This is a genomic window from Faecalibaculum rodentium, assembly GCF_001564455.1.
GTDB classification, from domain to species: domain Bacteria; phylum Bacillota_I; class Bacilli_A; order Erysipelotrichales; family Erysipelotrichaceae; genus Faecalibaculum; species Faecalibaculum rodentium.
Map to the genome: position 1 here is coordinate 313,010 of NZ_CP011391.1, position 22,415 is coordinate 335,424.

A 22,415-nucleotide genomic window follows, 5' to 3' on the forward strand; every position below is an offset into this window, starting at 1 on the left:
GTAAAAGCCGCAGGACGTTACGCAGTATTGCGCATAGGTCCTGCGGCTTTTGTCGTGATGAAGGATGCAGCCGCCATGAATATCAGGCAGGGAGACAGGCAGCTGTATGGTCGCTGATCTCTCTCTGTCGAAGTTGGAATGGACTCCAACTTTTGGTGAAATCTGCCGCCAGTTGGAGTGCGTTTGCATACTGCCGGGGCAACCTTTCCCGGTGGTTTCCCATGGTATTTGCCAAAATGTATCCCCTATATGGCGGTTGATTCATCATCCCAATCAAACAGTACCCCGGATACGATGTTCAGTCTGATGAGAAACAGAACGCAAGATGGCAAGATAACAATATGATTACCAATTGATGGACAGATAAACAAAATATAAGTAAAATTGAGACTGGGTTTAGTAATACTCCAAAGAGGTGATGACCATGCATGTTACTCCATCTTTTGTTGAATCAGTATTATCTGCCTATCCGTTTGCACTGCTCATGATTCGTGATGAGAATTTGCCGGAGGAATCAGAGCTGAAAACAATCTCCAGACTGATCATTCAGTTTTATGCTCAGTGGGCCATCCGTCTGGATTCACTGGAGAAAGAAGCAATTGAGCTCCGTTACTTTAAGCGGAAGTCATTGGCAGAGATTGCAGCCGAACTGGGATATGAGAACCACAGCTCTGCAAAACGGCTTATTGACCACACCGTGAACCGAATAGCTGAGAATGTCAGAAGCATCTGATATAAGCTATTTATAAGGATTTAATTCGGATATATAGCACATATGTGCCTGAATATTTCGTTATTCTGAATATGCAGACAACGACCGGTCATATTGTCTGAACAGAAAGAATGGTGATTATTTTATGGCAGACAGCTTTGTACTGGAAGCACAGAAGTATCTGAATGAAACGTATGGACACAACAGCAACTGGGTTCATCTGGACGAAAACGGTATGACGGGTGGATTGATGATGGAAGGCCTGGTCAGGGCGTTTCAGATCGAGCATGGAGTTCCCAGCGTTACGGGATATCTTGGACCCTATACAGTGAATATCATGCGTTCTCTGAATGACATTGAAAAAATGGATCCTTCAGACGAACCTTCCAGCGATGTGAAACTGATTCAATGCGCGCTGTTCTGCAAAGGGTATCACGCAGGAGGAATCACAGGCATTTATTACACAAATGGTGTAAATGCCGTCAAACAGTATCAGGAAGATGCCGGGTTCAAAACCAGCGGTGTGATTGACTGGAAAGTCTGGCAGGGACTTTTCTCCATGGGCTGGTTTCAGCTTGTTCCAGGAGGAGATCCAACGCTTCGTGTAATTCAGCGAAGCATCAATGCGGACTGGTCCTCAGTCATTGGTGTCCAGCCATGTGAAGGCGTCATGAGCCGGAATACAGCTCTGTCTCTCATTGGATGCCTGCAGGGTGCACTGAATCTACAGACATGGATCCCGGACCTCACTTCTGTGGTCTTCGGGCCTGCCACTCAGTCGGCATTCTCTCAGCATCCTCTTTACGAAGGATGCTCAGAACCGGCACTGGTGAAGATTGCAAAATATGCGCTGTACTTTTACGGATTTAGCCAGACTGAATTCTCCGGTACCTTTACCAGTGGAATGCGGCTCAACGTTGCAAACTTCCAGAAAGAGTACGGACTGACAGGACTGGATGGGGTGATTTCAGGACAAATTCATCTGACTACAATGATGTCTCTGCTGACCAGCAGAGGCAATCCCAACCGTCCCTGCACAGGCGGAGATACTTCACAGATCCTGTCCAGACAGATGTGTGACAACCTGAAAGCAGCCGGATACAACGTAATTGGACGCTATCTGACTGGAACAGTTGGCGTGGGTGCGGCAGAACGCCCGAAATCCCTCACACCCGAAGAAATCAGGAATATTCAGGATGCAGGACTGTCGGTTTTTCCCATCTATCAGAATGGCGGGTATTATGCTGACTATTTCAAAATCAGTGGACGCGGATCCTATGATGCGGTGACAGCGCTGCGGACTGCATCTGTCCTGGGATTTCCGGAAGAAACAGTGATCTATTTCGCGGTGGATTTCGACTGCATGAGTTATCAGACCGAGTCACTGATCATTCCATATTTCAGACAGATCGCGAATGCCTTCAGACAAGCCGCGTTCAATCCCAAAAACTACAAAATCGGTATATATGGACCCCGTGAAGTCTGCAGGCAGATTTCAGCAGAAGGTCTGGCGGAGTATTCATTCGTTGCGGATATGTCCACCGGATTCTCTGGAAATCTCGGATTCCCGATTCCCTCCAACTGGGCTTTTGATCAGTTTGATCAATTCACGTTTGGGCCTTCTCCCGCTTTTCCCCTTGATAAAGTGGCAGTATCCGGTCGTGATGGAGGAGCGCGAAAGAATGATGTGGGCGGATCTGTGACCACTGCGGAAATGCTGCAGGAAGCCCGAAGCAAGTTTACACGTCGAGTATTGTCTGCGCTTGGTTTTACAGCCAGAAAGCGGATCGACTTTGAATTTGAAGTGGGTGAACAGGTTCTGCCACCAGTATCCTCTGGAGGATTAATCATCTACCCGAGCATAAAAGAAACCGTCACAGTTCCATTTGGAGAAGATGATAGTGGTGTTATTTCTGTAAATACTCTGGACGGGAAACTTGATATCGATCTCACAACCACATTGGCTGAGATTCAAAATGTATGCGACAGTAACTCGATTAGTATAGATTTATCAGCAATGCTGAAAAATATCAGCTATGCAATTCGGAGCGGTGCAATGAAATACACCTATACGATTAATTCCGACGGTTCAGCAACTTTTGATATTTCCATTGGTACAGACGATCTGCAGTCAGTAGAAGGAGTAGCGGGAAGTATCGGTATTGTGCTAAGTATGAATATTAAGTTCACAGATTCAAATGCCTATGAATGGGTTAGAGAAAGTGAAAAGCAGAAATATACAGTAGCAGCAATGGCGTTTGTTGTTTTACTTCCAATTACAAATCCCATATTGATTGAACAAGCAAAAATTGTTCTGGTGAAAATCGTTGAGACTCTGTCTTTTGGAAGACTCATTCTGCAGGGAAGTCGAAAGAAAGAATGATAGTCTGCAAGATAATAACAAGATAATAAAAGGAATCAGTCTGGGTCATTCAAGTAATCAGTATCATATTGCTGAGAGAAGTGGAATCTGTGAATTGAGACAGACTTCAGAATTTGCTTCCTATTAGTACTAAAAATGGTATAAATATCTTACGGAGAAGAAATCCGGTTTAGTAGTTAGCCGGATTTTCTTTTGTATTGCCTTATATACTACGACAGCTATTTTTGTATGCACTATGCCATCATTCTTGATTTCCCAATATAGAAAGGAAATATATGAAAAATCAGTCTTCTGTCACTGGCACGGCAACTCAATACAGAAGAATGTCTGTTTTCTGGAAAGCCGTGATGCCTGTTTCCCTGTTTATGCCATTGTTGTGCGGTGTCTGTGCTTCACTTTGGCTATTCGTTTCTGGATTGTCGTTTCTCTCTGTGGTTGTTCTTCTCCTATACGTGGCGGTGTACAGACCCCGGAAAAAGGACCTGGCGCAGCTGAGAGTCCGTCCGGATTCCTGTCCCTTTGCAGCTTCTGAGGCAGGCATTGCCTTTCCTGACTCGGATTTGACAGTAAACTGGAACCAAATCCGGAGTTGGGCAGGGGAAAAAGAAGGCGTAGTTGCCACGCTTGACTTCTCGCCCTTTGACCTGCCCGATACGCTGGAGACCAGAGTCCTGGTCCATGAAAACGGGATTTCCTGCAGGTTGACACCAGACTCTCATCAGGACAGACAGGTCCTGATCCAGCTGTTTCGTTCTTTTGGACCGTACCGTGAAGGAGAGAAACAATGAAACTCAAATGTCTGTTTCCTGAACATGTACCTGGAGGTCTGCGGCTGAAATTTCTGCAGAAGGCCAGATTTGCCTGGGTTTTCCCCCTGGTCATAGCTGGTATTGTGACTGCAGCTTCTCTTGTTTCTCCAATGGACCAGACCCAGTGGTTCTGGACCGTTGGTATTGTTTTGGTTCTTGTTCTCCTGGCTCTGGTGAGCCTGGTGACTGTCCTGTATGCGGGTCTGGGACATAAGGTATGTTTTCCCAACGCCTCTAAGACCGCAGAGGTCTTCTGCAATCTGAGTGAAACAGGACTTGCTTTTGAATCTGAGGATCCAGGTGTGATTTATATCCCCAATGTGGACTGGAGTGAAGTCCCGCTGTACCAGATTGAAGGGTATGACCTGTATCTGAGTCCCGCAGGAGGAGGTCCGGTCATGATCGTGCTGGATCTTCGTGGGATCTCTCTGCAGGAAATGAGATCCCTGACAGACTTGCTGAAAGCCAGTTCCCTTGTGAAAGTATGAGTTCCGACGGTGATTGAGGAGAATGGAAATGGAAAATGAAATAGTGATCAAAGGGCACGCCAGGCCTTATCGGTTTTTTTCCGTTTCCTGATTGCGGGGTATATCGTTCTGTTCATCCCTCCGCTTTTGTTGTTGCTGATAATTCTGAGTTCACTTTTGGTGGGGGGAGAACCGGTGATGGGATCGGCTTCCCTGATTGCGCTGCTGGTTTGCACCGTTCAGTTGATTCGAGGCTACCGAAACCTGTCCAAGGAAACACCTGGTTTCTTTACCGCATCCGCTGCCGGCATTGAATTTACCGGTACAGATACTGTCATTGGTTGGAAACAGGTCAGGAAGTGGTCCAGAAAACGAAAGGGAATTCTGATAACTCTGGAAGCTGGACCATACAGATCACTTCAGACGTTTTCCGGACTGGTCCTCGGTCATGACAAGGGGTTTGCATTTCTTCTACGGCCTGATGCCAGTCAACAGAATAAAGAAACGGTTTATACAGAACTGATACAGTTGCTGAATCAGAACACAAAGGACAGAAAGAAGGGTGATCATGATCACGTTTAAATGCTGTTTTCCAGAGAACGTGTCCAAAGAATTTCGGGTGGCAACGGTGTCTCCTATATGGAGAACATTGGGATTGCCTGTATTCTGTGTGGGCTATTCCCTGTATCTGGCCTGTCAGCCTGTGTCGGATACAGTGAGGTACAGTCTGATTGGGGTTGCCATCCTTGGAGCCATATGCGGGGGTCTGCAGCTGTGGGCCAGAAGGGTTCTCGGTTTTGGGTATCCACCACATTATCCCAATGCCTCAAAGACCACTGACGTGTTCTGCACGGTGGATGAGACCGGCTTGTATTTTTCGTCGCCGGACCGTTCTGTGGTATATCTTCCGGAAGTCTCCTGGGATGAGATCAAGAGCTATCGGCTGATTGGCTCGACGCTGTTTCTGACACCGTATAAATGGGCAGTGGTGCTGGTGGCGCTGGATATGGACGGCCATACGCTGGAGGAATGGAGAGACCTCGTTGAGCTGATGAAAGCCGGCAATGTTTCGGAAATCTGATGACAAACAGAAAACAGAGCGGATGTCCCTGCGTCATGACAGGGGAGATCCGCTCTTTTCAGTGCCTTCTGCAATCTGAATGGACCGCATCGGTTCTCTCACAGAAAAACCTTCTCAGTTCTGCTCACGGTTCCGATAGGAGGCCAGAAACAGATCCAGGTTCCCGCAGATCTGAAGCGCACCCATCCCTGCCGGGACCAGAATAGTCTCTCCCTGGCGGACCGGAATACCATTCACAGTCCCTTCTCCTTTTGCCGCTGTCAGGAAACAGAACCGGTCATGGATGAAGGTTCCGCGGTCTTCGCACTCCAGCCGGATCAGGGTATACAGACCCGGCTCATCCCAGTACCGGGTGGCCTTCAGGCCCTGTTCCAGAGAAGAGGGCAGCATCTCAAACTCGATCAGTCTGTCCGGCAGATTCACGTTGTCATAGACGGCCTCCGGCTGGATCGGTCTTGTGGTGCCGGTATTCGGGTCGATCCTGTCATAGTCGTACAGCCGAAGGGTCAGATCTGCGTTCCGGGAAATGTTGTAGGTCAGTACGCCTTTGCCAATGGCATGGAGGGTGCCCGCCGGAATGTCAATGAACCCGCCAACCGGTGTATGCAGATACCGCAGCAGTTTCTCCCATTCCCGGTTCTCCGTCATCCGGACAAATTCATCCCTGTTCTTTGCGTAATGCCCGAACTGGATCTGCCCGTCTTCCGGTGCATCCAGAATCACCCAGGCCTCCGGCTTTCCTCTGCCGCCGTTCCAGGTCCGGGCAAAGGCATCGTCCGGATGCAGCTGAATGGACAGATCGTCCATGGGATCCAGGATGTTGACCCGAATGGGCAGTTCCTTTGTATCGCAGTCAAACCAGTCCGGGGCAGCCGTATACAGCTCTGACAGCGTCATCTTCAGCTGCTGTATTTCACAGTCTGCATGTCCTGGCAGCGCCACCACATTGTAGACTTCTCCCAGGGGCTTTACATCGGTATGGTAATGAAACTCCGTTTCCAGCCGGGTTCCGCCACCCCACATCCTCGGTTCATAATACGGGCTGATGTGCACAATCTCTTTCTTCATATCCGCTTCCTTCCTCTCTGACTCTTACGATACAGCATTCAAAAAGCGCATTCACCTAAAATGTTATGACATTTTCAGAGAGCAGGCTCCAGGATAGGCCATTGCCATCCGCCTCTGCCGGCTTTCATCTGGCTGCGGCAAAACACACGCCATCCCTTGCGGCAGTTTCGGGACGGACCACAGCTGGTCTCTCTGCTAGAATGACAGCTGTACAGGGCATGGTTTCAGCTGCCCGGGAGGCTTGGATATGAAACAGGACACAGTCACAGAAATCAGACAGGAGCCGGGAACGGTGATTCTGGCAGGAGCCGGATGCGGCGGCAGGGAACTGCTGACCCTGCAGGTGCTGGACCTGATCAGACGGGCAGACGTGATCGTCTATGACGACTTGATTTCGCAGGACATCCTGGATATCGATACGGATGCAGAGTGGATCTACGCGGGAAAACGCAAAGGCCTTCACAGCATGACACAGGAGGAAATCAACGAGCTCCTCATTTCCCTGGCCCAGACCCATGCGCTGGTTCTCCGTCTGAAAGGCGGCGATCCCTTTGTGTTCGGACGCGGACGGGAAGAAATGCGGGCTGTCCGGGAAGCGGGTATCTGTTGCCAGAGCGCACCGGGGATCACCAGTGCCATTGCGGTGCCGGAACGTTTTGACATCCCCGTCACGGACCGGATCCACGCCTCTTCCTTCACGGTGATCACGGCTTCCCGGAAAAGTCAGGGAAAGCCCTTCGGTGCTGATGCAGGGTGGGTAGCGCATCAGCCCGGCACCCTGGTGATCCTCATGGGCCTTTCCAGGCTTCCGGAAATCGTGGAGGAACTGATCCGGGCCGGAAAGGATCCCCGGACACCGACAGCGGTGATTTCCTCTGCGGAAATCAGCCATTCGGAGATGGTCAGGGGAGAACTGAGTGAAATCACGGGAAAAGCGGCGGCTTTGCAGCCGCCGGCAATCATCCTGATCGGGGATGTGGTGAAGGAAGCCCGGCTGCCGCAGGACATGGCGGAAAAAGAAAAGCCGCAGCGGTTTACAGTCTGGACCACGTTCACCGATGACCTGACAGCCCGGGTGCGCAGGCGGCTGCCTGACACGATCCGGCTGATTCCGGTACTGGAGGCTGCCCATGAAAGAGTGGAGTCTGCAAAACCCCGGGATCTGGAGACTGACTGGATCGTCCTGACCAGCCGTCGGGGCGCCGGATTTTTCCTGGAGGACCTGAAGAAACAGAAACTGGATCTGCGGAAACTGCCGAAGATCGCGGTGGTGGGCAAAGCCACAGCCGAGGTGCTGGAAGAAGCGGGACTCTACCCGGACCTGGTGCCGGAAACTGCCGAAACGCCGGAACTGGTCCGGGAGCTGAAAAGAGCAGCAGAACCCGGCAGCCGGATCCTGCTGCTGCGGGCGCGCGAAGCCGACCATGAGATGGAGACGGCCCTGGAAACGGACTTCCGGGTGATGCGGAAGGATCTTTACGAAATCCGCTACAGCAGCCGGGACCTGAAGCGGCTCCCCGGACCGGATCTGATGGCTTTCGCTTCCCGCAGCGCCGTCAGGGCCTGGAAGGAACCGGTTCCCTGTCCGGTGCTGTGCATCTCCGATATCACGGCTTCCCAGGTGCATCAGGATCACCCGGAAGCGTCTGTCCTGCTGGCAGATGAAATCAGTGCAGCGGGGCTCGCGGAAACGATCATCGGTCTGAGCCAGGCAGAATCAGCTGTTCCGGAGCCTGGATCTGCCAGATAAGCCCCGGCACGGCTTCCTGGTCCGGAAAGGAGCAGGAAGCGCATCGGCAGAAAAGCCGGAAACAGAAAGAGGAAAAGACAGAAGGGAAAGAGAAAGGAAGGAAAGACACATGAACCGCAACCTGATTATGAAGCAGGCCATCAACACGCTCCGGACCCTGGCCGGCAACCTGCTGCTGGCAGTGGCCGTCAATGTCTTCATCCGGTCCTTCAGCATGACCGCCGGCGGCAGCACCGGTCTGGCGCTGATCATTTCCCACTACCTGCCCGCCATCAGCTTCTCTCTTGCCACCACCATTGTCAGCTGGAGCTGCTTCTTTCTCGGCCTGCTGTTTCTGGGGATGAAGTTTGCGCTGACCACCCTGATTTCCACCATTGGCTATCCGCTGTTTGTGCAGCTGACGGGATTTCTCACCACTTCCCAGGTGACCGCCGATCCCCTGGTGGCTGCGGTTGCCGGCGGCTGTCTCATGGGAGCGGGTCTGGGGCTGATCATTCAGTCCGGTGCCAGTTCCGGGGGCCTGGATATTCCGCCCATCATTCTCCACCGGAAACTCGGCTGGAACCTCACCGTGACGATGTGGCTCGCCGACATTGCCTTCCTGGCCATTCAGTCTTCCTTTTCTCCGCTGACAGCGCTCCTCCATGGCCTGATCCTCATTGCCTGCACGTACCTGGTCATGAATCAGATCCTGACCATCGGCACATCCGCGGTGCAGGTGCTGATCGTGACAGCGAAATCAGAAGAAGTGCGGCAGCTGCTGGAACAGGACCTGGACAAAGGCGCCACGCTGCTGCATGGAAAAACCGCCCATGCGGGGCGGGAAACGGATGTGATCCTGTCGGTATTCGAACGCAAGGAACTTCCCGCACTGCGCCAGCGTGTCTCCGACCTGGATCCCGGGGCGTTCATGGTGGTCTCCAATGTGCAGGAAGTGCGCGGACTTGGCTTTACGGGCTGGAAAAAGATCAAGGCCCAGGACATTCTGCTGGATGAATAAGGTGCCAATGATGCCGATGATGGCTGTGCCGGCTGGCAGGATATGGCTTGCCGGGTCACTGGGCAGTCACTGGTCTGGCGAAACCGGCTGGTACGACGGAAAGGAACGGACATGAACCTGAAGACGAGGATCCGGGCGGCCGTACTGACACCGGCTGAAGCACAGATTGCCGGGTATATCCTGGACCATGGGGAAGCGGTCATGGAGATGAAACTGCAGGACTTCGCCGCTGCAGTGCATGTGTCCCGCTCCACGGTGATCCGGCTGATGCATGCCCTCGGTCTTTCCGGCTGGAAGGAACTGAAGGTGGAACTCGGGCAGTGGCTGCGGCTGTGTCAGGATCCCGGTCATTCGGTGGACGTGAATCTGCCGTTTTCGCCGGAGGATGACAGCGGACAGATCGCGGCCCGCCTTGCGCGGCTTTACCAGGATACCCTGCAGGAAATGCTGGAGGTTCTGGACCATGACCAGCTGGAGGCAGCGCTGCGTATCCTGGAAAAGGCAGACTGCACCTACGTGGTGACGGCGTATCACAACCTGTCCATGGCGGCCAATTTCAGCGACAAGCTGCTTTCCATCGGCAAACGGATCCAGGCAGCGACGTCCGTCCAGACCCAGGATTTCCTCTGCTGCAATGCCAGGAGCCGGGATGCGGTGGTGTTCATTTCCTATTCCGGCACCTACCACCCCCTGGCGGAGCTGATCGACAAAGCGGCGAGGCAGGGAGCGAAGCTGATCCTCATTACCGGGAGCGATGACGACCGGTTCCACGACCGCATCCATGCCCGGCTCAGACTGTGCGGCAGGGAATCCCGCCTGGGGCGTATGGCGCAGTTTGCCAGCGACATGGAGGTCCACTTTCTGCTGGACATTCTGTATGGTTCGCTGCTGAACCGCCTGCAGGGAACCGGGCAGGGTGACAGAATGGCACGGGGCGGGCAGCTGATTAAGTCGGGGGTTTCCGATTACAAAGGCACTTATTGAGCTTTGTTTGCCGTCGGGACCGAAAAAGTCGCAGAACGTTTCATAAACTGCTGAAATCATCGGCAAAAAGTGTCAGCATACTCTGGATTGCTGATACTTTTTTGCGTTTCTGACACAATGGGGCCAGGAACAGAGAGAAAGGCAGGGATGACTGTGAAACAGACAGACGGCGTGAAAATCGTGACCATTGGCGGCGGCAGCTCCTATACCCCGGAGCTCATGGAAGGACTCATCAACCGGTATGATCAGGTGCCTGTCCGGGAAATCTGGCTGGTGGACATCGAGGAAGGAAAAGAGAAGCTGGAGATCGTGGGAGAAATGGCCAGGCGGATGTGGAACGCCTCGGGTCATGATGTGCAGGTGCATCTGACTCTTGACAGACGTGAAGCGCTGAAGGACGCGGATTTTGTCACCACGCAGTTCCGGGTGGGACTGCTTGCGGCCCGGATCAAGGACGAGCGGATCCCCCTTTCCTATGGCATGGCCGGTCAGGAGACCAATGGAGCCGGCGGGATCTTCAAGGCACTGCGCACGATTCCGGTGATCCTGGACATCGTGGAGGATATGAAGGAACTGTGTCCCGATGCATGGCTGGTGAACTTCACCAACCCCAGCGGCATGGTGACGGAAGCCGTCATGAAATACGGCCACTGGGACAAAGTGGCGGGTCTGTGCAATGTCCCGGTCATTGCGATGATGAGCGAACCGGAAGCCATTGGCAAAACCCCGGAGGATCTCACGTACCGCTTTGCGGGCCTGAACCACTTCCACTGGCATCGCGTCTGGGATGAGACGGGCAGAGAAGTGACCCGGGACCTGATCGAGGCCTTTGACCGCCTGGGCAGGACACCCGGCACCCCGGCCAACATCTTCGATGTGCCGTTTTACCGCGAACAGCTGGATCTCATGGACATGATCCCCTGCGGCTATCACCGGTATTACTACCGCCAGCAGGAAATGCTGGAGCACATGCTGGAAGAAGCCCAATCGCAGGCAGGCACCCGGGCGGAGCAGGTGAAGCAGACTGAGGACGAGCTGTTTGAACTGTACAAAGACCCGAACCTGGACCACAAGCCGGAGCAGCTGGCCAGGCGCGGAGGAGCGCATTATTCCGATGCAGCCTGTGAAACCATTGCCTCCCTGTATGCGGACAAGAACACCCACATTGTGCTGACCACCCGAAACAATGGTGCCATTCCCGACCTCCCGGAGGATGTGGCGGTGGAGGTATCCACCCTGGTGGGCAAAGACGGACCGAAGGTCATCCCCTTCGGGGCATTGCCGGCAGGAGAGCGCGGCCTGCTGCAGGTGATGAAAGCCATGGAGCAGTGTGTGGAAGAAGCCGCGGTGACCGGAAATGTCGGAGCGCTGCTGGAGGCCTTCACGCTGAATCCGCTGATTACGGCGGGAGAGACCGCCAGGCAGGTCATGAATGAGCTTCTTGTGGCCCATGAGCGGTATCTGCCGCAGTTTGCACCGGTGATTGAGCAGCTGAAACAGGACGGCGTGACGGTGAAGGACGAGCGCGTGCGCCGACTGATGGAAGAAGGACAGTGAGATTCGGGTTCTGGCATGGCCAAAGAGACGGCCGGGAAAAGGGAAGAAGAGGAGACTTGCTGTCAGGACTGTCTGAAGTTCTGTGATGCTTCAGCGGCCTGAAGATTGCCAAAATCGGAAAAACGTGGCAGACTGCCACGTTTTTCTCAAATAATCAAATGTGTCGTTAAATATATGGGTTCTTTCAGACAAATCGCTGTACCGGCTGGCTCCAGACTGTCTCCAGTTTTTTTCGGCTTTTTGCGGTATCATCGTGTTTCTTTGCGGTCTCTCAGTTTCAGTCCACTGCATCAGCGAAACTCCGGTGCATCCTCACATCTGACCTGCGTTCAGCGGTTTTCTCAAAGAACGTCCGGCGTTTCAGACAGACCGCTCTGCGGCCTGTCTGAATGGCCGGAATGGCCGGATGCTTCCTTCACGATGTATTCCGTGCTGCCTTCCACCATCACCGGCACGATCCGCGCACCGAAGATCTCCTGCGGAATGGCTGATGCCAGCAGCTGCTCCGGCGTGCCGCCAAACCGGATCTGCCCTTTTTCCATCACCAGGATCCGGTCCGCCAGCTTCAGCGCCGTATTCAGGTCATGCACCACGGCAATGACTCCATGGCCTTCCCTGGCAAGGGACCGCATGGTCATCTCCAGGTGCTTCTGACTGGGCAGGTCCAGAAAGGTGGCAGGTTCATCGAAGAACATCATCTCCGGGTCCTGGTTGAGCAGCATCGCCAGATAGGCTTTCTGCCGCTGTCCGCCGGACAGTTCGGCAACGGAGCAGTCTGCCAGATCCATGATTCCCGCCCGCTCCAGAGCCCGGTCGGCCAGGACTTTGTCATCATCGGCATAGGTTCGCGGCCAGGGAACCTGCGAAAACCGCCCATGCATGACCAGACGCCGTACACTCAGGGATGGAACCGGGTGTTCCTGGGACAGCAGTCCGGCAGTGACAGCGCGCTCTTTCACGGGAATCGACTGCAGGTCCCGGCCATTCCACCGCACCTTTCCCTCCATTGGCCTCACCAGTCCCATGCACAAGGCGGCGAGGGTGGACTTGCCGGAGCCGTTGGGGCCAATGATCACCGTGAGTTCCCCCGACTGGAAGGCGGCGGTGATGTCATGGAGTACCGGTTTGTCACTATACCCTGCTGTCACGTGGTGCAGCTCAATCATGTCCATGTCCTTTTCCCTTCAAGAGCAGACACAGGAAGTAAGGGCCGCCTGCGAGGGTCAGCAGGATCCCGGCAGGAATCTCGTAGGGAGCCGCCACAGTTCTTGCCAGAAGGTCCGCCAGAAGGAGAAACGCCGGTCCCAGCAGCAGGCAGGACACCAGCTGTTTCATCAGCGGGCCGGGGGACAGACGGCGGACCATATGGGGAACGATCAGACCAACAAACCCGATCATGCCGGTAAAGGAAATCACCGAACCGGCCAGCAGGGAGGCCAGGGCAAGGAACCCCAGCATCCAGCGGTTCACATCCAGTCCGGCGCACTGGGCATCGTGCTGTCCGAGCTGCATGAGCTCCAGCTGCCGGGCGCAGAGCAGCGTGAAGACAATGGCGCCGACGATGCACAGGGCAGGGAAGAGGAGGCGGTTGAGGGTGATGCCGGCCAGTGAGCCGATGCGGAAATCCGTATAGCCGGTCAGGGAATCCGGTGCCAGAGTCAGGATCAGGTCAATGCACGCCGAGAAGATCTGCGAAACCGCCAGACCTGCCAGAACAATGGTGCTCCGGCTTGCACGGATCTTTTTCGCCAGCAGCATGACGAAGAGCGAGGCCAGAAACGCCCCCAGGAAGGAGGCGGGCATGCGCAGGCCGAATGCGGCGGGGAACAGCGCGGCAGAAAGCACTGTCATGAGACCGGCTCCGGACTGAATGCCCAGGATGTTGGGGCTTGCCAGTGGGTTGGCCAGGACAGTCTGCAGGATCATGCCTGCGACTGCCAGACCGCTGCCGGCGAGCAGGCATCCCAGCATGCGGGGGAGCCGGACGTGGAGGAACACAGGCAGGGTCAGCTGCGATGTGGAGCCGATGGCCAGGGCCAGGATCATGAGCATGATGAGCAGTCCGGCCTGCCACCAGAGTCTGCGCTCAGTCTTTCTTCGCTGCCGGCTCTCCATACAGCAGTTCCGTGAGTTCATCATAAGCCTGTGCCCAGCGCGCATTGGGCTTCAGGTTGTACAGAGAGGGATCCATGACATGCACGCGGTCTTCCTGCACAGCCTTCAGGGACTGCCATGCGGGATCCGAGAGCCAGCTCTCCATCTGTGCCCGGGCTGCGGTGTCATCCCCGGATTTTCCCTGGTACACGATGAAGATCTCCTCGGGGTCCGCCGCCATGATGCCTTCCATGGAGAGATTCTCCAGCAGGGACTCCTGACTGTCCGCCACATTGACGGTATGCAGCGATGCCAGCATTTCTCCCAGGACGGTCCCCTTCGACCCCTTGGCTTTTACGGATTTGGAACTGGCCCGGAGGTACAGTACCGTGCGGGCCGGTTTCGTTTCGGCCAGTCGGATGTCGGCGTCGATCTGCGCCTGCTGGTCCAGTCCACAGGTCTGGTAGGCTTCGTCATCCCCCGTCAGCTGCGTGCAGATGTCCAGCATCCGCAGGTAGTCATCGAAGTCCGAGACCTCGAAATACGCCACGGGGATCCCCTGGTTCTCCAGCACCGGCTCAAGCTCCTTGTCGGCTTCGGTTTTCAGGCTCGCCAGCACGAAATCCGGTTCAGTCGCCAGCAGGACCTCGGTATTGGGGGATTTCACCGCCCCCAGGTCCTGTACGGAGTCCGGCAGATCCAGGTCAAATGATGTCCAGGCGTCGCCCGCCGCTGCCACCAGCGTGTCAGATCCCCCGGCTGAGCACCAGATATCCGCAAAACTGCCAATGAGCGCCGCCACGCGGTCCGGCTGTTTGTCCAGAGTGATGGTCCGACCGGCGTCATCCGTGAAGGAAATGGATTCTGCCGGTTCTGTGACGGCATTTTCCGCCTCTTTTGCGGCCTTGTCAGCCTCCTGCGAAACCCGGCTGCAGCCGGTCAGGGCCAGTCCGGCTGCGAGAACTGTGGAAAGAATTGTCTTGCGTTTCATGGTTACAATTATATCAAAGCCTCGCTGAAGGCGCGCCGACATGCATTCGGACTCCCGAAATGCCTCTTCTTTGTGTCCTGACCGCATAAGGTCTATTGTGATGGTTGCCTGCCGGGTCAGCCATTGGTCCTGGTGAAAGGAGAGACATCATGAAGAAAATGATCAATACTGCCTTTGTGTACATGATCCTGGGACTGGTTGCCGGGGTATTTTACCGTGAATTCACAAAGTTCATGGGATTTGAAGGACTTACCACCCTGCGCGCCATGCACCCGCATCTGCTGGCACTGGGCATGGGAATGTTTCTGATCCTGGCGCTGTTTGTCCGGGTGCTTCCTGCTTTGCCGTCTGAAAAGACTTTCCGCTGGTTCTATATTCTCTACAACGCCGGTCTTGTCGTGACGGTGGTCCTGTTTGCTGTCAGGGGCATATTCCAGGTCAATGGGACCTTGCTTTCCGCCGGGGCATCTGCCGCCATCTCCGGTATCGCCGGAATCGGCCACATGCTGCTGGGAATCGGCCTGTTCTGTCTGTTTATCGCACTGAAAAAAGCCGCGGGCAAAGCGGAAGCCTGAAGGCATCTGTAAAGACAGACAGTCCTGGATGATGAAGCCGGGGCATTCAGAGCAGGAAGCCATCGCCCAGCCATCTGCAGGAAAAAAGGGAAGACCTCATGTCCGGGGTCTTCCCTTTGTTTTACATATTGTCTTCCGGCTTCTGCCGCGTGCTTCTGTCTTTATCCAGGCAGAGAGCTTACTTCACCCAGTCAGCGGCAAATTCCGTCAGTTTTTCCGGCGACACCCACTGATCCCAGGTCAGTCCGGTATCCTTCACCGTCTGACCCAGCATCACAAAGAAGGTGGGGATGTCGCTGATGGCCACAGCCCCAAGCTCCGTGCCGAGCCGTTCGTTGTCCAGCAGATCCGAGCCGTTGACATACAGCAGGAAAGCCGGCACCGGTTTTTTGTCCACCATCTTGATGCCGCCGCGCAGGCCGATCACACCCGCCTGGTGAGAAGCGCAGGAAGACGGACAGCCGGAGATGTGCAGCTGGGGCAGCCAGGGATCCACACCGGCATCCTTGACAGCCTCGCGGATGTCCCGCAGCATCTGCTGGGAATCCCGGAGACCCACCTGGCAGATGGATGCACCGATGCACGCCTCGGAGGCATCAAAGGCATTCTGTGCCGCATCGTCCGCAATGATGTCCATGATCCGGTCGGCTTCGCTGCCGGTCAGGTTGATGATCCAGGCGCCCTGGTCCGGTGCAAGACGCAGTTCGGCTGCAGGGATCTCCTGAATGGCGTCGTTGACTTTGTGCAGAACATCCAGGTCGGGCTTGCCGCCCACAGCGTGCCACTGCACGGCATACAGACCCTCCTGTTTCTGGGGGAACACCTGCCAGGACTGGCGGGGAACCGATCCGTCGCCGGTTTTGTGGGAGGCGTCATCGGCCACGTCCGGGAACCGCAGATCCTGGTCCTGAATGGCTGCGAGTTCTTCCGCAAAGGCTTTGGCGAAGGCTTCCTCGCTGCCCAGGGTCTGAACCATGAACCGGGTGCGCGCCTTGGAGCGGTTTTCGTAGTTGCCGTATTTGCGGAAGGTATTGATCATGGCCACGACATAATAGGGAATGTCACGGGGATTTACATGTTCGGCCACTTTCACGCCGAGGCGGGGGACATTGCCAAGCCCGCCGGCGGCATAGACGTCGAAGGTCCCGTCTTCACGGGCCACAAATCCCAGGTCGCGGAAAGTCGCGTGGGGTTCGTTGGCATTGCTGCCGGAGAATGCGACCTTGAGTTTGCGGGGCATCTTCGGTCCGTCAATGAAGTGCATGAGGAACTGCGCCGTGGCTTCTGCCCAGGGCAGCACATCAAAGGCTTCCCGGGGGTCCACTCCGGCGAGGGGAGAACACATGACGTTGCGGGGATAGTCTCCACCGCCGCCATAGCAGACAATGTCCGCATCCAGGGCGTTGTCCATGATGGAATATACCTGTTCCGGCACCAGGTCATGCAGCTGCACGGCCTGGCAGGTGGTGAAGTGCACCAGGGGCACCTTCTGTTCATCCAGGGTGCGGATCAGAAAATTCAGCTTGTCTTTCGTCAGACGGCCGGCTGTGGTCCGCAGCCGCAGCATGTGGTGCTGGCCGTCACGCTGGGCATAGCTGCCATATTTGCCGGAGAAACCCTTGTAGTCCTTTTTGGACAGCTCTCCGGCATGAAACGCTTCAGTTTTTTCCCTGAAGAGGGGAATCGTGTCCCGGAACACGGCGGGATTCAACGGAGCGAATTTGTCATCCATATAAAGCCTCCTTGCCAACTGGCATACATCCTCATTTTAGCACCAGGCTCTGCTGCAGAGAAAAGCGACGCTGCAGGCGGAGACTGTAAGCGCAGCTCTTGTCCCGCGATTCATGCCGATGCTGTGGATCCGGTCCGGAATCCGGCACAAAGTGATGGCACAAACCGCCGGAAGCAGGATGGGAAGCGAAGGGTGGAACAGGAGCATCCCAGTCGAGTTTGCCGGGGTCATTTACTATACTGAAACCATCAAGGAGGTATCTGACCATGGCAGACGAATTCAGAAAAATGGAGAACAATATCCTCGAAAAGGAACTGCGTCACGATGAAAACAAGATCGACGCCAAGCGCGGCGACATTGCCGATCACGAAGCACAGATCGACAAGGATAAGACGAAGTTCATGAAGGATATTCACAAGGAAGAAATCAAGCATGACGAGCGCGTGATGGCCCGCAAGGAAAACGATGCAGAGCGTCACGAAGAGAAGATCAAGGAAAACGAACAGATCATTCACGGCATCAAGTAAACCGGATGAAGCAGACCGCAGGACCTGGATTTCAGGACTGCGGTTTTTAATTTGAAAACAATCTTGCGTTCAAAGCTGACAATTGCCAGAGCCACTAAGCATCTACTGTATTAAAAGGCATAGTACCCCCTTTCCCCCAAAAATCGCTTATAAATTCAGGCTGTTATGTATTCTCCTGTGATCGAATCATAACTGTTACCCGCATCATCTTTGATCTCAGAATCATCAAACCCTTTTGCTATCGTTTTGAGGATCTGATGCTCTGTCATCCCCATCGCCTTCAGTGTGCTGACTGTCTTATTCAGTTTCCTGGACTCCTTTTGGACTGAGAGACCTCTTGGTACAAAACAGTCATCACAGTCTTTGGGATGCCATTCCTTCATGTCCGAAAACATGTGGAAGATCGATACGATCACTTTTCGGGCGATCGCGACGATCGCTCTTTTCTTCCCCAGACGCAAACTCAGGATCTCAAATTTACAGCGGTAATATGGATTCTTGGATCTGACAGCTGCCCATGCCACTTCAATCAGAACAGGTTTAAGGTGCTTGCCCCCCTTGGTGATGTGACGGGAATGGATCTTTCCTGCTGATTCGTCACTTCCTGGTGCCAGACCTGCCCATTTGGCTACACGTGAATCCTTCCCAAACTGATCCATCTCCGTTCCAAGCTCAGCGATGATCTTTCGGGCACTTATTTCACTGACTCCAGGTATCGTCATCAGTAAATCGATAGGCTCCTTATGATCTTCACAAGCCTCTGCTATGAGCTGGTCCAGTTTTTCTATCTCTTTCGTCAGTTCATCTATATGGTCCCGGATGATCTTCAGTTTCTCTCTCTGGAATTTATCGAATTCGAGTCCGTGGCAGGCCCGGAGGATATCTTCCTGTGAAGCTTTGCACCGCTTCGACACACATTTCAAAATATCTTCATCTGTATATGATTCTCCTGATAAGATAAGATCGATGATACGGGATGCCGATATTCCCCGGACATTGGAGAAAACCATGTCCAGTTTGTAGTTGTTGACAGTGAGACAATTGATCAGACGGTTATGGTCCGAAGCCCGCTGTTGCACATACTTTTGTCGAAGACGTGTAAGCTCTCTGAGAGTGCGGATCTGTTTGCTCGGGATATAACTGGATTTTGTCATCCCGTTTCGATACAGATCACAGATACGTGCGGCATCCTTGTTGTCATCTTTCTCGCCTTTCACCAGAGACAGCCATTTAGGGTTACAGACCCGCACTTCATCCATGGCTGTCTCAAGGACGTTATAGACCGGTATCCAGTATTTTCCGGTCGATTCCATGCAGACATGATGGCAGTCATTCTGCAGGAGCCAGTCCCGCAGGTCTTCCAGATCTGCACGAAAGGTCGAGAACCTTTTTTTTACCGTATTGACCGTTCCCTGATCGCTGGTGCTTTTGATCACAGCGACGACAAAGGATTTATGGACATCAAGTCCACCGGCAACCGGAATAACAGTTTGAGCTACATGGTTCACGGGTGTTCTCCTTTCTGAAAAAAGTAAGGGAGCCTTGTCAGGGATGGAGCGAACTGAAGACATCACTGTCATGAAGACAGATTGCACTTTAATTTACAGCCTCACGGGACTTATGGCAGGTTCGTGGGCATCCCTGTTTTGCAGTTTCTTTCTCTGCTTTAAATCTTTGCAGATAGTCTGTAATTAAAACCGGCGCAATAAAGGCTTCCCTTAAATACATCATAGAGGGAAGCCTTTCAAATGTTATTTCTGTTTTCATCCATGGCAGGTGGCTGACTCAGCCATGAAGTTTCTTTGCACATTTGTCTGCCAGAAAATCAGAAAAAGTCAATTTGATACCGCTTTCAGGGTTGTGATACAGTACAGTGGACAGAAAACAAGGAGAATTGTGAATATGGAACGACTCAAAGACAAAGTGGCCATTGTCACGGGATCCACCAGCGGCATCGGCATTGCCATTGCAAGGCTGTACGCTGCCGAAGGCGCAAAGGTGATCATCTGCGGACGCCGCCAGGAACGGGGAGAAGCCGTGGTCCAGGAGATTCGGGATGCCGGTGGACAGGCAGCCTATCACTTCATGGACCTCATGGATACAAAGTCCATCGAAGCGCTGATGAAAGACACCGCCCGGGACTACGGCCGGATCGATATCCTGGTCAACAACGCCGCCAACGCCAGCCCGAAGGACGGCCAGGTGGAGGAAGTCACGCTGGAGCAGTGGGATGAGGTGTTTGACAGCAACCTGCGCGGCACGTTCTGGGCCGTCAAGTGCGCCCTGCCGTTCATGAAGGAACATGGCGGATCCATTGTCAACATCGGATCCATGGCGGCCTGCGGCGGTGACCTGCAGGGAACGGCCTATGCCGCTTCCAAAGCCGGCGTGGATATGCTGACAAAGGACATCGCTCTGCAGTATGGAAAGAACAACATCCGCTGCAACTGCGTGCGCCCGGGTCTGATTGTCACACCGCAGAACGAACCCCGGATCCCGGATGTCCTGAAGAAGATCTATCTGAGCAACATCTGCGTGACCAGATACGGCCGTCCGGAGGACATCGGGCACCTGTGTGTGTACCTGGGAAGCGACGAGAGCTATTATATGACAGGGCAGATCCTGACCGTGGATGGCGGCCTCAACACGCACTCTCCCACGGTGGCACAGTTCCGGGAACTGAATTCCAGGACCTGGTAGCCATCATCCATTCAGCAGAGGACAGACCGGCTGTTCAGGGCTTTCAAGAGCCCGGCAGCCGGTTTTTCTCCTGTTTGTCCGGGATGAAAGACGGCAAAAGAAAAACGGAAGTCCGTACCCGGTTTCAGGATGGACTTCCGTATGGTTTTTTGATTATTTCTGTTTTTCCAGGAACCTGCGGGTTTCCTTCGCAATGCCTTCGGCATCCAGCCCGAATTCATGCAGCAGCACCGCTGCCGGACCCGAGTGGCCGAATACATCCCGCACACCGATGCGGTGCAGTCTGGCCGGTGCCTCTTCCGCCAGCACGGAAGCCACGGCTTCACCCAGACCGCCAATGATGGAGTGCTCTTCCACCGTGACGATGTGGCCGGTTTCCTGTGCGGCTTTGATCACGGCCTCTTTGTCCAGGGGCTTGATCGTGGCCATGTTCAGGACACGTGCCGAAATGCCTTCTTCTGCCAGGGACTTTGCGGCTTCCATGGCTTCGGGCACCACGATGCCGGTGGCAATCAGCGTCACGTCCGTGCCGTCCTGCAGCATTTCCGCCTGGCCGATCCGGAAATCGAAGTCTTCATCGTGAATGATCGGGGTGGCAGCCCGTCCGAACCGGATGTAGACCGGTCCGTTCAGCTCGTAGGCAGCCTTGACCATTTTCTGTGCTTCCACGAAATCGGAAGGACACATCACAGTCATGCCGGGAATCACGCGCATCAGCGCAAAGTCCTCGTTCATCTGGTGACTGGCACCGTCTTCACCGACGGAGATCCCGCCATGGGAGGCACACACCTTCACGTTCAGTCCCGGATAGCCGATGGAGTTGCGGACCATGTCATAGGCACGGCCTGCGGCAAACATCGCAAAGGAGCTGGCGAAGGGCACAAAGCCCAGGGTGGAGAGGCCGGCGGCCACGTCCATCATATTGGCTTCGGCAATGCCGCACTCGATGAAGCGGTCGGGATAGGCGTCCCGGAACATGGAAGTCTTTGTGGCCCCTGCCAGGTCGGCATCCAGGACCACGATCTCCGGGTGCAGGGCACCGAGTTCCACCAGGGCCTGGCCGTAGCCTTCCCGGGTCGCGATTTTCTTTACATCACTCATGCCTGCACTCCTTCCGCTTCCAGCGCTTCCCTGGCTGCTGCCAGTTCCGCCATGCCCAGGGCATATTCGTCTGCGTTCGGGCCCTTGCCGTGCCAGCCGCAGGCGTCTTCCATATAGGACACGCCCTTGCCCTTGAGGGTGTTCATGAGGATCACCGTCGGACGGCCGTGGCCCCTGTTTTCGTTGAACCGGCCAAATGCCTGCTCCAGCTGGTGGAAGTCATGGCCGTCAATGACGGTGACATCCGCGCCGAAGGCCTCGAATTTTTTGTCAATGGGCTGCGCGTTCATGACCTCGCTGCAGCGGCCGTCGATCTGCAGGCCGTTGATGTCCACGATCATGCACAGGTTGTCCAGCTTGTAGTGGCCGGCAAACATCGCGGCTTCCCAGATCTGGCCTTCCTCGATCTCGCCATCGCCCATGAGGGTGTAGACCGCAAAATCCTTTCCGAGCATCTTGGCGCCCTTGGCCATGCCGCAGGCGACGGAACAGCCCTGTCCCAGGGATCCGGTAGACATATCCACGCCCGGGACGGAGTTCATGTTCGGGTGGCCCTGGAGATAGCTTCCGCTGTGACGGAATGTTTTCAGGTCTTCAAAAGGAAAGAAGCCCTTCAGAGCCAGTGCCGAATAGTAGCCGGGGGTCACGTGGCCCTTGGACAGCACAAACCGGTCCCTGTTTTCCTTCAGCGGATCGGCCGGATCGGCATCAAGCACTTCATCATAGAGATATGTGAACAGATCTGCAGCCGAGAGACTGCCTCCGGGATGACCGGACTTTGCACCATGGGTACTGGTCAGGATTCCTTCCCGCACCCTGATGGCGTCAAGCTTCAGCTGATGTTCTCTTTCAGGTGTCATCTTTTTATTTGTATCCTTCCGTTT

The 22,415-nt window shown here is 54.6% G+C and carries 20 protein-coding genes; 12 read left to right on the top strand and 8 right to left on the bottom strand.

Features of this window, described 5'->3' with window-relative positions; translation table 11 throughout:
- The first annotated feature begins 418 nt into the window (after window positions 1-418).
- The 5 genes from aalo17_RS01445 (at window position 419) to aalo17_RS01470 (ending at window position 5,452) form a co-directional block, all read left to right on the top strand.
- Window positions 419-733 (top strand): hypothetical protein, encoded by a 315-nt coding sequence (locus tag aalo17_RS01445; protein ID WP_145907414.1) that lies wholly within the window; start codon window positions 419-421, stop codon window positions 731-733.
- 124 nt (window positions 734-857) lie between these two features.
- Window positions 858-3,095 (top strand): glycoside hydrolase domain-containing protein, encoded by a 2,238-nt coding sequence (locus aalo17_RS01450; protein WP_067554623.1) that lies wholly within the window; start codon window positions 858-860, stop codon window positions 3,093-3,095.
- Window positions 3,096-3,547: 452 nt separating this feature from the next.
- Complete coding sequence (locus tag aalo17_RS01455; RefSeq protein WP_145907417.1) at window positions 3,548-3,883, top strand: hypothetical protein; 336 nt, start codon at window positions 3,548-3,550, stop codon at window positions 3,881-3,883.
- A complete protein-coding gene (locus aalo17_RS01460) occupies window positions 3,880-4,392 on the top strand; it encodes a hypothetical protein (RefSeq protein WP_067554629.1) in 513 nt (170 codons plus the stop codon). Before aalo17_RS01455 ends, aalo17_RS01460 begins: the two co-directional genes overlap by 4 nt.
- Before the next feature lie 547 nt (window positions 4,393-4,939).
- Window positions 4,940-5,452 carry a hypothetical protein gene (locus tag aalo17_RS01470; RefSeq protein ID WP_145907420.1) on the top strand — a complete coding sequence of 171 codons (513 nt, stop codon included), beginning with the start codon at window positions 4,940-4,942 and terminating at the stop codon, window positions 5,450-5,452.
- 114 nt (window positions 5,453-5,566) lie between these two features.
- Here the strand turns inward: aalo17_RS01470 and aalo17_RS01475 are convergent, their stop codons facing one another.
- The gene (locus tag aalo17_RS01475; RefSeq protein WP_067554637.1) at window positions 5,567-6,520 is read right to left on the bottom strand and encodes a type I phosphomannose isomerase catalytic subunit; all 954 of its coding nucleotides are present in this window, start codon (window positions 6,518-6,520) and stop codon (window positions 5,567-5,569) included.
- A 247-nt stretch (window positions 6,521-6,767) separates the two neighbouring features.
- Between aalo17_RS01475 and cobA the strand changes: the two genes are divergently transcribed.
- From cobA to aalo17_RS01495, 4 genes are all read left to right on the top strand, one after another.
- Complete coding sequence (gene cobA, locus aalo17_RS01480; protein WP_067554640.1) at window positions 6,768-8,270, top strand: uroporphyrinogen-III C-methyltransferase; 1,503 nt, start codon at window positions 6,768-6,770, stop codon at window positions 8,268-8,270.
- Window positions 8,271-8,379: 109 nt separating this feature from the next.
- Window positions 8,380-9,270 carry a YitT family protein gene (locus tag aalo17_RS01485; RefSeq protein ID WP_067554643.1) on the top strand — a complete coding sequence of 297 codons (891 nt, stop codon included), beginning with the start codon at window positions 8,380-8,382 and terminating at the stop codon, window positions 9,268-9,270.
- Window positions 9,271-9,381: 111 nt separating this feature from the next.
- Entirely contained in the window at window positions 9,382-10,254 is an 873-nt protein-coding gene (locus aalo17_RS01490) for a MurR/RpiR family transcriptional regulator (protein ID WP_067554646.1), read from the top strand.
- Between the two features lie 147 nt (window positions 10,255-10,401).
- Complete coding sequence (locus tag aalo17_RS01495; RefSeq protein WP_067554649.1) at window positions 10,402-11,811, top strand: 6-phospho-beta-glucosidase; 1,410 nt, start codon at window positions 10,402-10,404, stop codon at window positions 11,809-11,811.
- A gap of 341 nt (window positions 11,812-12,152) precedes the next feature.
- Here aalo17_RS01495 and aalo17_RS01500 read toward each other — a convergent pair whose 3' ends face one another.
- Genes aalo17_RS01500 through aalo17_RS01510 form a run of 3 tightly spaced genes read right to left on the bottom strand, consistent with a single transcriptional unit; the run spans window position 12,153 to window position 14,896 of the window.
- Window positions 12,153-12,983 (bottom strand): ABC transporter ATP-binding protein, encoded by an 831-nt coding sequence (locus aalo17_RS01500; protein WP_067554652.1) that lies wholly within the window; start codon window positions 12,981-12,983, stop codon window positions 12,153-12,155.
- Window positions 12,970-13,926 carry a FecCD family ABC transporter permease gene (locus tag aalo17_RS01505; RefSeq protein WP_067554655.1) on the bottom strand — a complete coding sequence of 319 codons (957 nt, stop codon included), beginning with the start codon at window positions 13,924-13,926 and terminating at the stop codon, window positions 12,970-12,972. Before aalo17_RS01505 ends, aalo17_RS01500 begins: the two co-directional genes overlap by 14 nt.
- Window positions 13,898-14,896 (bottom strand): ABC transporter substrate-binding protein, encoded by a 999-nt coding sequence (locus tag aalo17_RS01510; RefSeq protein ID WP_067560035.1) that lies wholly within the window; start codon window positions 14,894-14,896, stop codon window positions 13,898-13,900. Before aalo17_RS01510 ends, aalo17_RS01505 begins: the two co-directional genes overlap by 29 nt.
- 149 nt (window positions 14,897-15,045) lie before the next feature.
- Between aalo17_RS01510 and aalo17_RS01515 the strand changes: the two genes are divergently transcribed.
- Complete coding sequence (locus aalo17_RS01515; protein WP_067554658.1) at window positions 15,046-15,471, top strand: DUF2871 domain-containing protein; 426 nt, start codon at window positions 15,046-15,048, stop codon at window positions 15,469-15,471.
- A 178-nt stretch (window positions 15,472-15,649) separates the two neighbouring features.
- Here the strand turns inward: aalo17_RS01515 and aalo17_RS01520 are convergent, their stop codons facing one another.
- Complete coding sequence (locus tag aalo17_RS01520) at window positions 15,650-17,203, bottom strand: nitrite/sulfite reductase (protein ID WP_067554661.1); 1,554 nt, start codon at window positions 17,201-17,203, stop codon at window positions 15,650-15,652.
- A 266-nt stretch (window positions 17,204-17,469) separates the two neighbouring features.
- Between aalo17_RS01520 and aalo17_RS01525 the strand changes: the two genes are divergently transcribed.
- Complete coding sequence (locus aalo17_RS01525; RefSeq protein WP_067554664.1) at window positions 17,470-17,730, top strand: hypothetical protein; 261 nt, start codon at window positions 17,470-17,472, stop codon at window positions 17,728-17,730.
- Between the two features lie 155 nt (window positions 17,731-17,885).
- Here aalo17_RS01525 and aalo17_RS01530 read toward each other — a convergent pair whose 3' ends face one another.
- Window positions 17,886-19,238, bottom strand: a complete 1,353-nt coding sequence (locus tag aalo17_RS01530) for an IS110 family RNA-guided transposase (RefSeq protein WP_067554667.1) — start codon at window positions 19,236-19,238, stop codon at window positions 17,886-17,888.
- A 394-nt stretch (window positions 19,239-19,632) separates the two neighbouring features.
- Between aalo17_RS01530 and aalo17_RS01535 the strand changes: the two genes are divergently transcribed.
- The gene (locus aalo17_RS01535) at window positions 19,633-20,430 is read left to right on the top strand and encodes an SDR family NAD(P)-dependent oxidoreductase (protein ID WP_067554669.1); all 798 of its coding nucleotides are present in this window, start codon (window positions 19,633-19,635) and stop codon (window positions 20,428-20,430) included.
- A gap of 153 nt (window positions 20,431-20,583) precedes the next feature.
- Here the strand turns inward: aalo17_RS01535 and aalo17_RS01540 are convergent, their stop codons facing one another.
- Window positions 20,584-21,531: a transketolase family protein gene (locus aalo17_RS01540; RefSeq protein ID WP_067554672.1), complete on the bottom strand. Its 948-nt coding sequence runs from the start codon at window positions 21,529-21,531 to the stop codon at window positions 20,584-20,586.
- Window positions 21,528-22,391: a transketolase gene (locus tag aalo17_RS01545; protein WP_067554675.1), complete on the bottom strand. Its 864-nt coding sequence runs from the start codon at window positions 22,389-22,391 to the stop codon at window positions 21,528-21,530. Before aalo17_RS01545 ends, aalo17_RS01540 begins: the two co-directional genes overlap by 4 nt.
- Between the last annotated feature and the right edge of the window lie 24 nt (window positions 22,392-22,415).

What these genes read in the sequence shown, in the direction of transcription:
- aalo17_RS01495 (WP_067554649.1), top strand. Translation starts at nt 10,402, where the DNA reads ATGACTGTGAAACAGACAGACGGCGTGAAAATCGTGACCATTGGCGGC.
- aalo17_RS01525 (WP_067554664.1), top strand. Translation starts at nt 17,470, where the DNA reads ATGGCAGACGAATTCAGAAAAATGGAGAACAATATCCTCGAAAAGGAA.
- aalo17_RS01490 (WP_067554646.1), top strand. Translation starts at nt 9,382, where the DNA reads ATGAACCTGAAGACGAGGATCCGGGCGGCCGTACTGACACCGGCTGAA.
- aalo17_RS01520 (WP_067554661.1), bottom strand. Translation starts at nt 17,203, where the DNA reads ATGGATGACAAATTCGCTCCGTTGAATCCCGCCGTGTTCCGGGACACG.
- aalo17_RS01535 (WP_067554669.1), top strand. Translation starts at nt 19,633, where the DNA reads ATGGAACGACTCAAAGACAAAGTGGCCATTGTCACGGGATCCACCAGC.
- aalo17_RS01470 (WP_145907420.1), top strand. Translation starts at nt 4,940, where the DNA reads ATGATCACGTTTAAATGCTGTTTTCCAGAGAACGTGTCCAAAGAATTT.
- aalo17_RS01540 (WP_067554672.1), bottom strand. Translation starts at nt 21,531, where the DNA reads ATGAGTGATGTAAAGAAAATCGCGACCCGGGAAGGCTACGGCCAGGCC.
- aalo17_RS01485 (WP_067554643.1), top strand. Translation starts at nt 8,380, where the DNA reads ATGAACCGCAACCTGATTATGAAGCAGGCCATCAACACGCTCCGGACC.
- aalo17_RS01460 (WP_067554629.1), top strand. Translation starts at nt 3,880, where the DNA reads ATGAAACTCAAATGTCTGTTTCCTGAACATGTACCTGGAGGTCTGCGG.
- aalo17_RS01450 (WP_067554623.1), top strand. Translation starts at nt 858, where the DNA reads ATGGCAGACAGCTTTGTACTGGAAGCACAGAAGTATCTGAATGAAACG.
- aalo17_RS01510 (WP_067560035.1), bottom strand. Translation starts at nt 14,896, where the DNA reads ATGAAACGCAAGACAATTCTTTCCACAGTTCTCGCAGCCGGACTGGCC.
- aalo17_RS01475 (WP_067554637.1), bottom strand. Translation starts at nt 6,520, where the DNA reads ATGAAGAAAGAGATTGTGCACATCAGCCCGTATTATGAACCGAGGATG.
- aalo17_RS01545 (WP_067554675.1), bottom strand. Translation starts at nt 22,391, where the DNA reads ATGACACCTGAAAGAGAACATCAGCTGAAGCTTGACGCCATCAGGGTG.
- aalo17_RS01500 (WP_067554652.1), bottom strand. Translation starts at nt 12,983, where the DNA reads ATGGACATGATTGAGCTGCACCACGTGACAGCAGGGTATAGTGACAAA.
- cobA (WP_067554640.1), top strand. Translation starts at nt 6,768, where the DNA reads ATGAAACAGGACACAGTCACAGAAATCAGACAGGAGCCGGGAACGGTG.
- aalo17_RS01515 (WP_067554658.1), top strand. Translation starts at nt 15,046, where the DNA reads ATGAAGAAAATGATCAATACTGCCTTTGTGTACATGATCCTGGGACTG.
- aalo17_RS01445 (WP_145907414.1), top strand. Translation starts at nt 419, where the DNA reads ATGACCATGCATGTTACTCCATCTTTTGTTGAATCAGTATTATCTGCC.
- aalo17_RS01505 (WP_067554655.1), bottom strand. Translation starts at nt 13,926, where the DNA reads ATGGAGAGCCGGCAGCGAAGAAAGACTGAGCGCAGACTCTGGTGGCAG.